This is a genomic window from Methylobacterium durans (genome assembly GCF_003173715.1).
Lineage (GTDB): Bacteria > Pseudomonadota > Alphaproteobacteria > Rhizobiales > Beijerinckiaceae > Methylobacterium > Methylobacterium durans.
Genome location: NZ_CP029550.1, coordinates 6,122,281 through 6,137,051 on the forward strand (window position 1 = coordinate 6,122,281; position 14,771 = coordinate 6,137,051).

The 14,771-nt window shown below is 62.1% G+C and carries 15 protein-coding genes and 2 pseudogenes; 10 read left to right on the forward strand and 7 right to left on the reverse strand.

Features of this window, described 5'->3' with window-relative positions:
• The first annotated feature begins 558 nt into the window (after positions 1 to 558).
• The 9 genes from DK389_RS28705 (at position 559) to DK389_RS28745 (ending at position 5,975) form a co-directional block, all read left to right on the forward strand.
• Positions 559 to 900: a hypothetical protein gene (locus DK389_RS28705; protein WP_109894882.1), complete on the forward strand. Its 342-nt coding sequence runs from the start codon at positions 559 to 561 to the stop codon at positions 898 to 900.
• A gap of 52 nt (positions 901 to 952) precedes the next feature.
• Complete coding sequence (locus tag DK389_RS33135; protein WP_162560932.1) at positions 953 to 1,126, forward strand: hypothetical protein; 174 nt, start codon at positions 953 to 955, stop codon at positions 1,124 to 1,126.
• On the forward strand, positions 1,119 to 1,328 hold the full coding sequence (locus DK389_RS28710) for a hypothetical protein (protein WP_109894884.1): 210 nt from the start codon (positions 1,119 to 1,121) through the stop codon (positions 1,326 to 1,328). The genes DK389_RS33135 and DK389_RS28710 overlap by 8 nt, the downstream gene beginning before the upstream one ends.
• Before the next feature lie 133 nt (positions 1,329 to 1,461).
• On the forward strand, positions 1,462 to 1,824 hold the full coding sequence (locus DK389_RS28715) for a hypothetical protein (RefSeq protein ID WP_109894886.1): 363 nt from the start codon (positions 1,462 to 1,464) through the stop codon (positions 1,822 to 1,824).
• 148 nt (positions 1,825 to 1,972) lie between these two features.
• A complete protein-coding gene (locus tag DK389_RS28720; protein ID WP_109894888.1) occupies positions 1,973 to 2,188 on the forward strand; it encodes a hypothetical protein in 216 nt (71 codons plus the stop codon).
• A gap of 241 nt (positions 2,189 to 2,429) precedes the next feature.
• Entirely contained in the window at positions 2,430 to 2,636 is a 207-nt protein-coding gene (locus DK389_RS28725) for a hypothetical protein (protein WP_109894890.1), read from the forward strand.
• A 952-nt stretch (positions 2,637 to 3,588) separates the two neighbouring features.
• Positions 3,589 to 3,825 (forward strand): hypothetical protein, encoded by a 237-nt coding sequence (locus DK389_RS28735; RefSeq protein WP_109894894.1) that lies wholly within the window; start codon positions 3,589 to 3,591, stop codon positions 3,823 to 3,825.
• Positions 3,826 to 4,332: 507 nt separating this feature from the next.
• Complete coding sequence (locus DK389_RS28740) at positions 4,333 to 5,397, forward strand: ketopantoate reductase family protein (RefSeq protein ID WP_109894896.1); 1,065 nt, start codon at positions 4,333 to 4,335, stop codon at positions 5,395 to 5,397.
• A 242-nt stretch (positions 5,398 to 5,639) separates the two neighbouring features.
• Entirely contained in the window at positions 5,640 to 5,975 is a 336-nt protein-coding gene (locus DK389_RS28745; protein WP_109894898.1) for a hypothetical protein, read from the forward strand.
• 67 nt (positions 5,976 to 6,042) lie between these two features.
• Here the strand turns inward: DK389_RS28745 and DK389_RS28750 are convergent, their stop codons facing one another.
• The 3 genes from DK389_RS28750 to DK389_RS33140 all read right to left on the reverse strand — a co-directional run bounded on the left by DK389_RS28750 (position 6,043) and on the right by DK389_RS33140 (position 8,543).
• Entirely contained in the window at positions 6,043 to 6,270 is a 228-nt protein-coding gene (locus DK389_RS28750) for a hypothetical protein (RefSeq protein WP_162560933.1), read from the reverse strand.
• A gap of 499 nt (positions 6,271 to 6,769) precedes the next feature.
• Positions 6,770 to 8,164 (reverse strand): HlyD family type I secretion periplasmic adaptor subunit, encoded by a 1,395-nt coding sequence (locus DK389_RS28760; RefSeq protein ID WP_109894904.1) that lies wholly within the window; start codon positions 8,162 to 8,164, stop codon positions 6,770 to 6,772.
• Positions 8,165 to 8,366: 202 nt separating this feature from the next.
• A complete protein-coding gene (locus tag DK389_RS33140) occupies positions 8,367 to 8,543 on the reverse strand; it encodes a hypothetical protein (protein ID WP_162560934.1) in 177 nt (58 codons plus the stop codon).
• A 117-nt stretch (positions 8,544 to 8,660) separates the two neighbouring features.
• On the opposite strand from DK389_RS33140, the gene DK389_RS28765 reads away from it, so the two are divergent.
• Entirely contained in the window at positions 8,661 to 8,876 is a 216-nt protein-coding gene (locus DK389_RS28765) for a hypothetical protein (protein WP_109894906.1), read from the forward strand.
• An 827-nt stretch (positions 8,877 to 9,703) separates the two neighbouring features.
• On the opposite strand, the pseudogene DK389_RS34705 reads toward DK389_RS28765, so the two are convergent.
• The 4 genes and pseudogenes from DK389_RS34705 to DK389_RS35810 form a co-directional block, all read right to left on the reverse strand.
• Positions 9,704 to 10,074: pseudogene (locus DK389_RS34705) on the reverse strand (hypothetical protein); the annotation flags it as partial.
• A gap of 1,028 nt (positions 10,075 to 11,102) precedes the next feature.
• On the reverse strand, positions 11,103 to 11,360 hold the full coding sequence (locus DK389_RS28775) for a hypothetical protein (RefSeq protein WP_109894908.1): 258 nt from the start codon (positions 11,358 to 11,360) through the stop codon (positions 11,103 to 11,105).
• A gap of 245 nt (positions 11,361 to 11,605) precedes the next feature.
• Entirely contained in the window at positions 11,606 to 13,405 is a 1,800-nt protein-coding gene (locus tag DK389_RS28780) for a DUF4214 domain-containing protein (protein WP_109894910.1), read from the reverse strand.
• Between the two features lie 1,047 nt (positions 13,406 to 14,452).
• Positions 14,453 to 14,767, reverse strand: a pseudogene (locus DK389_RS35810) (DUF4214 domain-containing protein); the annotation flags it as partial.
• Positions 14,768 to 14,771: the final 4 nt, after the last annotated feature.

A 14,771-nucleotide genomic window follows, 5' to 3' on the forward strand; every position in this document is an offset into this window, starting at 1 on the left:
AGGCCGCAGGGTGGTAGACGATGCGAAACTCAAAGGCCCCTTTTGTGCTCGCCTTCTGATGAAATTGCCCATCGAGAGTGACCTCGGTATTCGCCTGATCGACGGATCCTAGAACCCACAATTCTCCGCCTGTTATCTTCGCGGCTTCAACTTTGATACTTGCTAGCGCCGTCGTGTTTAGCGCTAGTACCAGCAGCGGAAATGATATGCCGAATGACAGTTGTGATCTTATTCTAATTTGCACTGGCTAGCTCTCAATTTTTTTGCAAAGCCGCAGGGCGGGAAGACCCCAAAGGAAGCATGGGAGACAACCCTAGGAACCTAACCAGAGAGTGTGGCCGCGATTTGGAGGCTTAGGCCAAACTGCAATTCAAATGCTCGGGACAACATGCGGCGCATGCCGCGGCTTTGCCACGCTCAGAGGTTTGACGTGTGCAAGACCGCCAACTGGATGCCCTCAGGATCTCAATCAGACGCATCGTCTCTGTGACCGCCCCGCCATAGCGACTCGCCCGCCCTCCCCCGTATGCCCGGCGCTCCCTCTCAGCCGCCGGTCCGATGTCCGCTTCACCAGCCCTTCAGCTCATCCCGTCCGAGCTCCAGGCGTGGCGCGATGCCTTCTCGCGGCTCAAGCCGTCGAGCCCGCCGTGCCCCGGCATTTCGCAGACGGCCTGGCTGCCGATGTATGACCACGCCCTCGACGTCCTCGACCGGTTCGGCGCGGAGGCGGTGGAGCTCGGGTGGAGCTCCGCGGATCTCTTCGGCGTGCACCCGACCGCCGGCACGATCCGCGCCGACCATTGCGGCGCCCTGATGCTGAGCGGGGCCAAGGTCACCGGGCTCTCGGCCAATAAGCTGAAGCACAGCCTGCTCACCTACCGCCGGAACACGCCGGGCTGACCGGTCGGCATCCCGGTCTGGGAATTCCGGTGGTGAGCCCTATCCTCGGGGCATGATCATGAAGACGCCGCCTCGATCCGTCGACAGCTACACCGCGCAGGAGCTGCGCGACATCGCCGAGCGCGCGGAGTGGCGGCGCCAGGATGGCTACATTGTGCCGCCGGCGTCCGTGCCGATCTACGTTGAGGCGCTGAGGGCTCTGGCCAGGGAGCGCGCACGTGGCTGATAGACTGACAATCGGCGACCTCTTCAAATCGCATGCACTCGCGGAGGATGACATCACGGCTGCGGTCGAGGCCTTCATGGCGGATCCGAAAACCGCGGTGTTTGCCATAGCGGGGAACTACAGCGTCAACCTGGCCAGCGCGGTGAAGGCTCACCCGTTCGCACGCGACAACCTCAGGAATCCGGAGGCGAGCCCGGGTTAGAAGCGGGCGGCAGTGCGCAAGGCGATCCTGCTGGCGCGGCCGGAGAAGCGATGAGCGAGCAGCCCTTCACCCAAGCCCTCATCGGCGTGATCGTGGCGCTCGCTCTGCTGCTCGCCTGGAAGACCTTCTTCGCATGACCGCTGCCCCGCCCTGGCGCGAAATCACACCCGACGACTACCACCACGCTCGCGCGTTCCGCGACCTCGACCCGATCCAGGCCTGGATCGCGCAGGAGGGAATCGTGAAAGACCTCCTGCAGGGGCAACTCGACGGGGCGCACCGACTGCGGCTCGTGCTGCGCGAAGCGGTTGACCTGAAGCCGCATACGAAGCCTGACCCGCGCTGGTTCTTCAGCTACGATGTCGGCGCGTCGATGATTTCGATGGCCGAGGAGATCGTGATCGAATTCCGGATCGGGCGGCGCGAGGTGGTGATGATGCCGCGCGGCCCCGATTACCAGCCGCGGGGCGCCGGGTGGGCCGGCGGGCGGCGGTGAAGCGTCCGCTCCCGGTCCAGACCCGCAAGATGCTCGCCGCCCTGGTAGCATCTCAGTTTGAGATCTGAGCCCGGCCAAACCTACCCCCGCACGCTCCCTCGCGCCGCCCGTCTCGCGGGCGTATGCTTGTTGCCAAGCAGGAGCAGCCATGCATTACACCTTTGAGTTTTACCGCATCAGGCCGGGCGATAAGGCGCACGCCACGCTTGATCGGGTCCAGCAGGAGGCATCGGACTTAGATGCCGCCATGATGAAGGCCCGGTCCTTGTTTGCTTCGCTGGACCTGCCGCAAAGGCCTGACGGCGTTCGCATTCTCGATGAGGGCGGTGCTGAACTTTTTGTGTGGAACCCGGGCGGCCACTGATGTCCAAGTGACCTGAAGGCCAGAAGCGCCCTGTCGACCCGCTCGCGCACCTCCGCGGCCGCGCGGATCTGCGAGGCGCTGGAGCGGCGTGGGCTGGCCGAGCGGGGCGGGACGAAGGCGTGGCCGAAGTGGCGGCGCCGTTGAGGCTGTGGCCGACGAGGAGCAGCGCGGGAGCTGAGATCGGCATAGCGTCGGCCGACAGCCGGTTGGTCACTGTCGCCGGTCATGGCATAGCGTAGCCATGAGCAACGACGTACCGCACCCCTACAGCATCGAGGTCGAACCCCTCACGAAGCCGGAGGGCCACTTCGGCTGGATCCTCCGCCGGAGCGGCAAGCTGATCGAGCGATCGGACCGAGCCTACCGAAGCGAGGAGAAGGCTCGGGAAGCCGCCCTTGAGGCCGCCTTGCGCGACAGCAAACCGGGAGCGGGCATGGGGCGGCGCTGAGGCTAGCGGCCCAGTGGCCGCACCAGAATCACGATCGCTTCCCCAGCGGCTTCGACTGGCTCTGGGCTGTGCTGGCCCACGCCGCGCGAGAGTGGCCGGATCTGACCGTCGATGAGCTTCAGCGGGCGCTCAGCATCATGGGCGAGATGGTCGACCTGGACTGCGACGGGCAGCTGTCACAGCAGCGCCCGGCGGAGCGGCCTGCAACGCGCTAGCTGCCGACTCTCACCGCGAGAATGACGGCTCAGCCCTTCTTCTTCGCGGGTTGACCCTTCGGCGGTTCATGAGTCTTCGGCGCATCCCACGCCTTGGCCATCGCTTTCGCGGCTTCTTTGGTCACCTTCATAACTCGGCCTCCATGGTAGCCATGGAGGTCAACGGCATAGACCAGCCTTCGTTGCAGGGCGCGCCGAGGCTTGTCAGTAGGGTGAACATGAATCGCGGCCGGTCCTGGGATGGGCCGGATGTGGCGTGAGCCTGCATCTCAACTACGCAGGCGGAGACGCTTGTGTGAGGGGCTGGCCGCTCACGTAGCGATCATCTCCTCCTGCACACCATTGAGGTAGCCGGAGAGCCTAAGGGCCACGGCTAGATCTGCGCATTGGATCCAGAGTGCGGTAGGCAGGGCGCAGAGTTCGAGGTTGCGCAAAATCGACTCCCCCGCGAGCGCAGCTTCCCGCTCCAGCGAGTGAGCCAGGATGCGAGCCCCACCTGGAGTGGCGATCATGACGGAAATTGTCACCATACAGACCCAACAGCGCGTAGCGGACAGCGTTGCCAGGGCAAGGCTGCGGCTTCTTCGACCTCGGCAACTCGGCCGCGCAGGCGGAGGTGGCGACGTGTGGGTCAGGCCAGTGAGGCGGTGGCACGACGCGTCAGCTAACCTGGGCGAGAGAGTCCGCGATGGTCATAGCCGATGGTTGTGTTTCAGGAGCGGTGATAGGCTCTCGGCATGATTGAGCCGAACCAGACCGCCCACATCGTCAAAGTGAGTTGGTGCGACGAGGGCATGCCGAACGGTCGGCTGACGATGTTCTACGCCGCCCTCACTGGGAGTCCGGAAGAGGCTGTCGAGCTGGTCAGGCAGGCCGTGAAGGCCGATGCCGAGGTCGAACTCACCGAGGCCCGGCTGTCTCAGGACACGGCGCAGGCGATCGACCTGCTCCCTGGCTTCGCGCGAGCTTTGTGAGCGGATCCAAAGCGCCCTACGAAAAGCCCCGCGGGCCATAAGCTGTGGGGCGAAGGATGGACGTGAGGAGCAGCCCTTCGGCGGCAATCGCGGAGACTTGCACCGGCGGGCCCATGTCGGGTGTCGAAGCCGACCATTGCACCTTGATCTCGCCGTCGCTGGCAGCCTTCTCAAAAGTGAAGCGCGAGGTGCACGAAAGAGCCCGCTCAGTTGAAGCGGGCGGGCTGTAATGTCGTCAAGTCCGTACCGGCATTATTGCCGGAACCAGGAACGGTAAGCGAGCCGAACCAGTTTCCTTCCGAACTCGCACGAAAAAACCCGCCGCGTCGATCGTCGATCGGCCTGAAAGTGTAGATCCGGCCCCTCGTTACCGCTGAAGGGACAGTGGGCAGACAGCCTGGCTACGTGCTGTGGTCCGGACGTGAACGGCCCAGCGTGCCTTGAGGCTGAGGAGTCGAACATCGCCGCGTTCGTGGAAATAACACTACAAATTTTGGGAAGAAGCGCATGCCACGCAATATTCTGATCCTTGGAGCCTCATATGGCTCCTTGCTCGCAACGAAGCTTCTGATGGCTGGTCACAACGTGACCCTCGTCTGCCGCAGGAAGACGGCTGACCTGATCAACCGCGAGGGCACCGAGGTCCGCATCAAGCTGCGCGATGAAGCGGGCCACCGAGCAATATTTTCGCGTGATCTGCCTGGCACCTTGGACGCGACGCCGCCCGAAGACGTCGACGTCTCCCGCTATGACTTAGTTGGGCTCGCCATGCAGGAGCCGCAATACAATGACTATTCGATCCGTCTCCTGATGATCAAGATTTCTGAGGCGAAGCGGCCTTGTCTCTCACTCATGAACATGCCGCCCCTTCCGTATCTCAGGCGCATCCCGGCGCTCGCCAACATGGACTTGGAGTTTGCCTACACCAATGCCGGCGTCTGGGATCGGTTCGAGCCAGGGCTGGTCACGCTCTGCTCGCCCGATCCGCAGGCCTACCGCCCGGCAGGTGAGGGTGCGAATGTTCTCCACGTCGGGCTGCCGACGAACTTCAAGGCGGCGGCGTTCGCCGACGAGGCGCACAACCAGTTGCTCCGCGAGTTGGAGGCGGACATCGATGCGGTGCGCCTCGACGGGCAGGACGTGCCGGTGAAGCTCAAGGTGTTCGACTCGCTGTTTGTGCCGCTGGCGAAGTGGTCGATGCTGCTGACAGGCAACTACCGCTGCGTCACACCGGAGGAGCCGCAATCGATCCGCGACGCAGTGCATAGCGATCTAGCGCGGTCCCGCGCGATCTACGAGCACGTGGACGCCATCGCGCAGCGGCTCGGCGCCGACCCGAATGACCAGGTGCCGTTTGAGAAGTACGCCAAGGCGGCCGAGAGCCTGCTCAACCCCTCGTCGGCGGCGCGGGCGGTGGCGAGCGGGGCGCCCTTCATCGAGCGGGTTGACGTGCTGGTGAAGCTGATCTCGCACCAGCTCGGCGCGCCTGACGCCGAAATTGACCGGACGGTCCGGATGGTGGACCGAAAACTCGGCGAGCGCGTCATCTCGGGTGGATTCGGTGCGGATTGAGCTGCGAAGACCGCACCTCATCCGTCGCCTATCACGAAGAAAAGCCGCGGCGAGCCGGGCGGGCTGAAGGTACTCTTGTCAGGCGTGCGGATGATCCGCCAGCAAAACCTGCGTGATTCGTCGTTCTTGGACCAGCCACGCTAAAGCGCTAGTTCAAGTAATTAATGCGGGAGTGTGAATTTCAGAAGAAAAGGATTTCGATAAGAGAAAGCTAAGCAACGCGAGCGTCGAAAGCGACCTCGATGTCCACGCAGTCGCCCTGTACGATCATGGACCGACTGGTCGTCTTGCTGACCGACGAGCGGATTCTGCGCGGAGATCGAAAGTACGCTGATCTGTTCCTCCAGGTATCGGCACTTCTGGCGGAGGCGATGCAAACCGGGGCAGACCAGCGGACGCTAACGGCGATCCGCGCGGCTCTCGCGATCACCGACCCGACGTTCCTGGTGCTGAGGTCCGACCCTGCGCTGGACGCGAAGTTCTTCGGACGCTCACAATCGTTCGAGGAGGCCCAGGAGGGGCCCACCCCTTCCCCAACCGAACCCCCGGCCCCTCGCCAATCTTTTCGATCAAGATGACGCCGGCGACTGCCTTGTCCGACGCTTGACCTCTCACGCGGCGCAATCCTCGGCTTCAGTGATTTGCTCAGGCCGAAATCGGCATGACCTGGATCAGGATGAGATCGCCCTTCCTGATTGGAGTCGAGCCACCCGCGTAGGAGATCACGCCGACCACCTTGCGCACGGCGCCATCAACAATGGCGGGTCCGTGGAGGCGCATTAGTTCATAGTCTTTCAGATCGTCCGGAGACCGCACCCAGAATTGATCCTGATGGTGCTCAACTCGATCGACGATCTCGGCGATCCACATCATCGCTTCTCCGGTCGGACCAGCAGGATCGCGGTGCTCACTTCAGATAGCCCTTCGCCTTCAGGTACTCGGTGAGGATCATGCGAATCATGCGAGAGCGTCCGGATGGGGCGACGGGGTGCCGGAGTACAGCTTCGGCGTGAGCGGACATCCGTTGTGTCCCTTGCGATGTCCGAGACTGACGCGCCGATCCGCGGAGTATGCGCCGTAGGTGACCACCGGTCCGTGGCAGGCTGGGCAGCGCTTGGGTTTCATTCGGTAGGTGCTGTGCGCTTCATCCAGCGTTGCAACCGTCCAGGCACCATCGACCTTCACCTCACACACGGTACGGCTTTTGGCTTTCATGCGCGCCGCTATGGCATGCCGATCCCAGGCGACCAAGGCCGCTTGTCGCTCAGGTTTGCTTCCTCAGCCGCATGCTGGGTCGCCTCGTAGCGCAAACGAAAAGCCCCGCGAGCCGTGAGGCTGCGGGGCTTACGAGGCACCGGCGGCCGCTCTCAGATCAGTTGGTTCTTTGTCCCTCTAACGTTGGGATGTGATCCATCGGGTTATCGGTAACCAAGCCCATCCGCCGTTCGATCTGCTCGGCGAGCGGCTTCACCAAGTAGCTGATGACCGTTCGGTCGCCGATGTTCATGTGCGCCTCGACAGGTAGGCCGGGTAGCAAGCGGGTCTTGCCGAGCAGTTCCTCCTGGCCCTCGGACGGACGGATGCGCACTGTGTAGTAGGGCGCACCTGTCTTCTGATCTTGGCTGACGTCCGCGGCGATCCGCATCACGCTGCCACTGATCTCAGGTGTCTGCGATTGGTTCACGTTGGGAAAGCGCAGCGAGGCAAGCTGTCCGGCTTTCACGTAGGCAATATCCTGCGGTTGGACTTGGACCTCTACGACCCTCTGATCGGCAGAGGGCACGATCAGCATCGCCGGCTCGTTCGGGGTCACAAGGCCGCCGATCGTGTGCACCTTCAGCTCCTGCACGAAGCCGTCCTGAGGCGCGCGCAGCTCGACGCGCTTCAGCCGATCCTCGGCCGCCACCCGCTTCTCAAAATTTTCGGACCAGCGGCTCCGGATCTCCGCCAGATCTTTGCCCACCTCCGTGCGCATGTCCCCGTCCACCTGCAGGATCTGCAGCTCCGTCTCGGCGACTTTGCCTTTCGCCTTGGCAATGGTCGACACGAGCGCGCCGCGCTCGCCCAACAGACCTACGGAAGTGCGCTCTAACGTGTTCAGCTTCGCGAACTGCACCAGGTTCTGAGAATAGAGATCGCGAACCCCTTTCAGCTCATCGTTGATCAGCGAGATCTCGCGGGTCTTGGCGGCAACCTGCTTCTCAACCCCGCCGATCTCTTCATGCAGCTGTGCAACGCGTTCGCGCAGCTGGGCCTTCTGGCCCTCCCGCGCGGCAACCCGTGCCTTGAAGAGCCGCGTCTCACCCTCGATCAGGTGCCGGACGGTGGGATCGCTCGTGGCGCGCGCCAGGAGCTCGTCCGGAAAGGTGATGCTGGCCGCGCCATCCCTTTCCGCCTCCTCCCGGGCCTGCCGTGCCGAAAGCTCGTCCAGCGCCTTGCGGACCATGTCGAGTTCGGCGCGGGTCTGGGTTTCGTCGAGCCGGATCAGCACCTGCCCCGCCGTTACGCGCGCGCCTTCGCGGACCAGCAACTCGCCGACGACGCCGCCTGTCGGGTGCTGAACCTTCTTCACATCGCTTTCGACGACGATACGGCCTGACGCGATCACGGCCCCCGAAATGGTCGAGACCGCGGCAAGGCTGGCGGTCGCAACTAGAAGGGCACATGCACTCAAGCCGATCATGAGATGTTTGCGGATCGAGCTATTTGCCGAGGCTGACGGCCGCCGCGGCTTCTCTTCCGTCCCACCGAATTGCCCGATCGCCATCGCCTGTCCTCAGAAGCACGATTGCCTACCCTAGAGCCAATCCGGGCTTCATCAAATCGCACTTAGCCAAAATCGCGGAAGGCACATTGGGGCTATAGGCCTTCGCGATCTGAGCCGCGGTGTGAATTTCTGTAGTTTTCTTGCTGAAAACACCCCGCGAGCCGTGAAGCTGCGGGGCTGATGCCTTCAGAGGAGCCGGGTCCTAGCGCCCAGCCTGTTGAGCGAGCCGCATCGCCCGCAGGCGCTCGGTCTTGTCGTCGCGTGCTCGCTGCTGTTCCTCGATCTCTGCCCAGACTTCCTGGGCAACGCGCTGGCGATCGGCGGTTCGTGCAGCTCTGGTCTCCGCGCGGTCGACGACGTGGCTTGGCCTGTCAGGCATCGGATCTCCTGCGTTCGACACCAGAAGAGATAGTGCGTTGTCAGCAAAAGGTTCGCGGCGGCTGGCCGATCAGGTTTGCCGCGCGTTGCCCTTCGCGCCCTTGGACGGAGAGCCGCAATGTCTGCGATGAAAATCCTCGCCCACATCCGGACGGAAGAGGTGCCCGGCGGATATCAGATCACCATGGAGACCGATGACGGCCAGGTCACTCGGGTGTTCGCGACTGAAAATCAGGTGAGCGACCTCGCCGACGAACTCGACGAGCTTCTCGACGATGATGAGGTCGAGTTCACTCCGGAACAGAAACACGTCGACGAGGAGGAGTTGTCCTGAGGGATGTGCTCGCGTCAGCTGCAAGTCTTGGCCCTAAGGGTCCTTTAAGCCAGGGGCCCAACGGGGCGAGCCGGTCCAGAAGAATCTGACGCTCTTGCAACACCCCTATCCCTCGTCGGACCGTGCGAGCCAGCAGGACGAGCTTCACCTGCTGGACCAGAAGGGCCACTAGGCCTGTAGGTGCCGGGCGGTCCTTGATCTCTCCGATCTCCATCAGTGCCCTGCGAACCTGCCACACCAGCGGCGCCAGCCGAGCCCCGAGGACCTGTCGCGCCAGCTGGCCCTTGTGAGCCCGGTGGGCCGGGTTCGCCTGATAGGCCCGGTGGACCCGCTGCGCCTGGCTTTCCTGCCGATCCAGGAGAGCCCGCAGGTCTGCCGTTTCCCTGATGTTCGGCAGGTCCCGCATGGCTTTGCTCGCCCTTCTGCCGCGTAGCTCTACCGACCCAACGTTGCCTGAGGGTCATTGTTCACCCGGTGAGCAGGCTTGCACAAGAAAGCCCGCCGCGGCAGAGGGGTGTCGGGCGGGCTCGAGTTAGAGCGATCGGGATCGGCTCCAACGGCTCAGATGGTGTGGCGGTCGAAACGAAAAGCCCCGCGAGCCTAAGGCTGCGGAGCTGAAGGTAGGGTCTCTGAGAGTTCGGCCCCGCCGACGTCGGTTGAGAAGGCAGGCCTCCGCCGGCGGAGTCATATCCGGAGCGGGGGCTTCGGACCCCATTAGACTGATCCTGAGTGGCACATGTCGCATTCGCCTTTGTGGGGTGCGAAGCGCACAAAAAATGCCCGCCACGGCGGACCGGGCGGGCTCCTTGTTCGATGGCTATGCCTTAGTAGCCATAGCCGTTGCAGTTGCCGTAGGCGTCATACCCGTAGGCGCAGCCACCACCGTAGTAGCTGCCGAGGCCATAGCCCGCCCCAAGACCCAGGCCGAGGCCAACTGCACCGTAGCCAAGGCCACGACCGTAATATCCGCGGCCGCGATAGCCGCCCGCAAAGCCCCGCCCTGCGATGCCGCGACCGGCAATTGCGCCACCGCCACCGCGGAAGCCCCGCCCCCAGCGAACCCACCGCCACGGAACCCGCCACCGCCGCCGTGGAACCCTCCACCGCCACCACGGAAGCCTCCGCGGGCGTCAGCGGTGGCCGGGATCATGGCTAGGGCGCCAGCCATGGTCGCAGAAGCCAACAGGATGCGTTTCATCGAGATCACCAATGTCTGGAGGAACCCACCTCCAGAGCGAACGCGGCTGAACCTGCAACGTTCGCGCGTCAAATCGTACTGAAAGTTATCTCGTGGCTGGCCAGCTGCGCGCCTTGGTCGGTCTTACTCCCCCACTTCCCGGCTCCTCGCCATTCTCCTCTATGAAGATGGTGCCTGCTCCCGCACCGCGGACGAAAAGCCCCGCGAGCCTGGGGCTGCGGGGCCGACGATGTGCAGCGGGGAGACTTCAGAGGCGGCCCTGCCAGCGGGGCCCCCCGGAGGGCGCTAGCAGGGCCGTGCTGGGGATGGCTAATCTCCAGCCCCGCCATCCTCGCACCTCACGACGGTTCGCAAACTCACCCAGGTGAAGCGCGGCAAGAGAAAGCCCCGCGAGCCATAGGCTACGGGGCCGACCGTTTGGCGCTCGCGTCTACTTCTTCTTCGAGTCTGGGCGCTCACCCGGGCCAGGCGGATTCGTCGGATCGGCTCGGCCGCCGGGTTGGCCTGCTACACCAGGCGCTCCGCCACCGACGTTCGCACCCGGAGCTGTGCCGGTCGTGTGCGGATCGTGTTGAGCCTTATCCGCCGCTGACTTGCCGGCTCCTGCTCCTGAGGATGTTCCTTCAGCAGCAAAACTGGTCGAGCTGAGAGCCAGCATGGCTCCGGCACATATGCTAAGGATTGCTACGCTTTTCATAGGGTGTACTCCCCATGACACTGGACTGGCGCTGAGCTGTTCCGCTCAGGCCTCTAGAACTAACGTGAGTTATCGTCAGCGGCTCCAGGCGCTCAGGCGCGAAAATGCCCGCCGCGGCGAACCGGGCGGGCTGCAATAAAAAGCCCCGCGCGCCCTGAAACCGCAGGGCTGAGCAACGTGGCAGGTGGGAAGGGCGGCCCCGCCGGCGTTGGGAACCCGGAGGGATGCCAGCGAGGCCGCGCTGGAGACGGCGCTCCAGCGACCTCACAATGGCTGGGAGCTGCTGCACCGCATTCACGCAGATCAAAGGCAGAAGAGCCGACTTGATCCGTCAACTGATCGCCCAAGGCAGGACGCTCTCGGTGGACGTTTCGGGCCGAGCGTCCCGCATTAGGGACCAGATCGTCGATCCGTCGTTCGTCGACAGGATGGCGGATTCAAGCGTCATGTCCGGCTGGTCGGCGCTCAACAGACGTGCTTCCTGGATCGCGCCCTTGATGTCGCTCGCTTCGAACCTCTGGGCGTCAATGGCGAGCCCGGATTGACCGTTCGTGAAGCGATAGGCGCAGCGCAGATGGTAGAGAGGCATCGACTCCAGACCGGTGGCCTTTCCGCGGCCGAGCTACCTGCTTATCGAGATCTGGCACGGGTTGCGAGCGAACGTTCTCCGAACGCGACCGAGCCCGCCGCGGCGGTGGGAATGATGCCGGGCGGGCTCGGGTGAGAACGACCTTGGGGGTGCTCTCGCCGAGAGGGTGGCACGGATCGCGGGCATGAAAAAGCCCCGCTCGGCGCGGGCCAACGGGGCTGGAAGTAGTTTCGCAATCGACAGAGCTAGGCGAGCTGCCAGCCGAGTTCGATCTGGTTGAGGTGCACGCTATGAGACTCCGCACTGTCCGAGAGCAGGACGGCGAGATCAGCCCGTGACGTGCCTCCGTTTAGTAGGTTCGTCCAGTACACCTTGCCGTCGGCGTCCGCCGCTCGGCCGAGCGCGTTGTCGTAGAGAGCATCCACGTAAGCGCCGTTCTGCATGCTGCCGTACTTCGACACATTCTCCGACGTGCCGAGAAACGCCTTCGCCAGATCGCTGATGGTGCCCCCGGTCTCGAGTTGGTTCGCCCAGTACTGGAGGCCACCGGCGTCGGGCGCGCGATCGAGCATGGTGTAGTAGAGTCGCGCCACGTCTGCGGCCTGCTTGTCGGTCACGAAGACGCTGGCATCGAACACCGGCTTGAGGTTACCGAGGTGTTCGGCTGAGAACACGAAGCCGTTCGCCACGTCGATGCGCGCAGCGCCGCCATTCAGCTGGCCCGTCCAGTAGTCGAGCCCGCCTGTGTCTGCCTCGCGGTGCAGAGTGGCTTGGTAGAGCTGGCCCACGAACTCGCCATTACCGAGCGCGCCTGCCCGCGCCTGCCCCTCAGGAGAGTCAAGGAACAGCTGGCCGAGGTCGCGTGCCGTGACCCCGTGTTCCAGGCGGTCGGCCCAGTACTCTAGACCGAGCGCGTCAGGTGCTCGGCCCAGCAATCCGTCGTATAATACGTAGACTTGGCCGCCAACGTCAGCTGCATTCGTGGCAAAATGGCCGAACGCGGAGGGTTGGGACACGACAGTCTGGTAATTTGTTGCTGATATCGTGTAGGAACCTGTCGTGTTCAGAAAGCCGCCAGCCTCAAGAAGATAGGGTCCGGCAGCTGGTGCGGTGAATATAATTTGAGAGTTGACATTCCCGCCACCATTGTCGTCGAAAGCGAGCTGATTTCCAGTGGAATCGAGCAATCTCAGAACTGGATCTAGTGGCGCTGAAGTGCCAATTAGTTCGAATTTGTATGCCTGTCCCTGAATTAAATTAAGTGAGTAAATGTCTTTCTCTAACGCTGCACTAACTGACCCCTGAATCGCACTGGACGCCCCGATCCCCAATACACCGTCTGGATGTGAGAGCTTCCAAGTTTGCCTTATGGCCGCGAGCTCGTTCGCATCAAACGCGCCATTAAAGAAGATCAGGTTCAAGGTAGTGTCATCAGATCCCTCAAGATCCCGTCTGTGGAAACTGAAATTTCCCCAGTTATAATTACCTGGCGCAATTGCTCCATCGAGAAAAATCCAATTTGGGCTAGTTGCAATATTTCCTGGTTGTGCGCCAGGAAACGGACCAACCGCCGTTGTTACAGTTAAATTTGGGAACTCACCGGCATCAATTAGCGGACTGCCGGAAGGATGGAAATGTGTGTAGATTGTATGAAAAGCATTTGGTGTATTCGGAAACTGGTCGCTATTGCCTGCTAAATAAAAAGCCATAGTATCGTTAGAGGGCGGATTTCTCAAAGTTATTCCGAGATTGTTGTGAAAATTGATACCGATCAACCCTCGCAGTCCGTTTGCTGACTCAACCGTCGGGGGCGTGTTTGTTGGGTCATCGGGATCAATTTCATGCATGCCAATAGTTATTATGCCATGATAATCCGCTCCAAATAGCAGATCAGGACTAAGATTGTAGTCGAATATAAGTGGTTCCGAAACGCCATCTAGTCTGAAATTATCCACTAAATTGCCTTGCCTTAATGTCACTTGGTCTGGCAAGGTGAATGTCCAAGCGCCACCATTAACATCAATCACATTTCTGGTGTAAGACATTTTCGCCTCCCGTTGGACATTGCTCGGCGATTTGTCAGACTAATCAATCCATCTGACCTCATGTATAGCTTCCAGCCGCGCGTGATTTTTCTCCTAGGCGCGAGCGGAACTAAACGATTCCATTCTCGTTTGCGCAAAAGCGACAAACGCTGGTCCACGGCCGCAGGTGTTTTCAGCGCGTTATTTCTATGACATAACAATGAAGCAACACGCAAAGTATCAAGCGTACTGAAATTTGCGCATCCAAAATATGCGAACACGGCCGAGGTTCACCTCCGCGTCAGATAAGATCTGCGGATGGTTGGCGCGTGAGTTGTAGGCCAAGCTCGGCGTCTTAGACAGTGCTGCTACCGCCGTCCGGCTGCATCCAGCTGTATCCGTAAACGCCTGCCAAGTTGTGCTGCGGTGAAAGATATCGTCGCTGGAAAGTGTCTCAGTGGGTGAGAGCCTGGGCTGACGCGGGCGCACGCCCTCCCTCGCTAGCAAACAACCCGGCCTACTCAGCGATTTCTACCCCGCCTAGCCATGTTTCGGCGGCTTCAAATGCGTGGAAATGACGCACGGGTTTCGTGAACGGCCGCGGGAGTGGCGGCGCCTCGTCTAGCAGCTCCAAGTACCGGCCTCTCACGTCCCTGCCTCGAGTCATTTCCCAGACCACGCTGACGATGACCTCTCCATCGAGCACAAGATCGTAGCTGCCGGCCGCGAGTCGGTGCAGTGTGTAGGCCGTCCTCGGCCTTCCATAGTCCTCTCTGATCGGCCGGCGCTTGACAGAACGAAGTCGGCACCGGGCGCACCGTAACGCAAGCGAAAAGGTCCACGAGCCGTGAGGCGGCGAGGCAAGGTGATGAGTGCGATATTCAAAGCGGCCCCACCAACAGTTTGCAAACCCAGATGAAGTCGGTGAGACCGCACCGGAGGTGCTGATTCAGTGGCACCAGCGTGCTGGCTTGCGGCAATCAGACATTTACGCAGATGAAGCGCACCAAGAGAAAGCCCCGCGAACCGTGAGGTTGCGGGGCGCTTTGGTAGGTTCTGAGCGTAGGCTCAGGCGAGCAGCCAACCTTGCTCAATCTCGCCCAAATGGAAGCTGCGAGACTCCGCGCTGTCGGAGAGCAGCACGGCCAGATCCGCGCGTGACGTGCCGCCATTCAGCTGGCCGGTCCAGTACTCCTGACCATCTGTTTCAGCGTGCCGGCCGAGCGCGTTCACATACAGCGCGTCCACATAATCGGCGTTCGTCATGCTGCCGTACTTCGACGCGTTCTCTGGCGTGCCGAGGAACGCCCTGGCAAGGCCGCTGATCGATCCCCCGCTCTCAAGCTGATCGGCCCAGTACTTCAGGCCGCTGGCGTCGGGCGCGCGA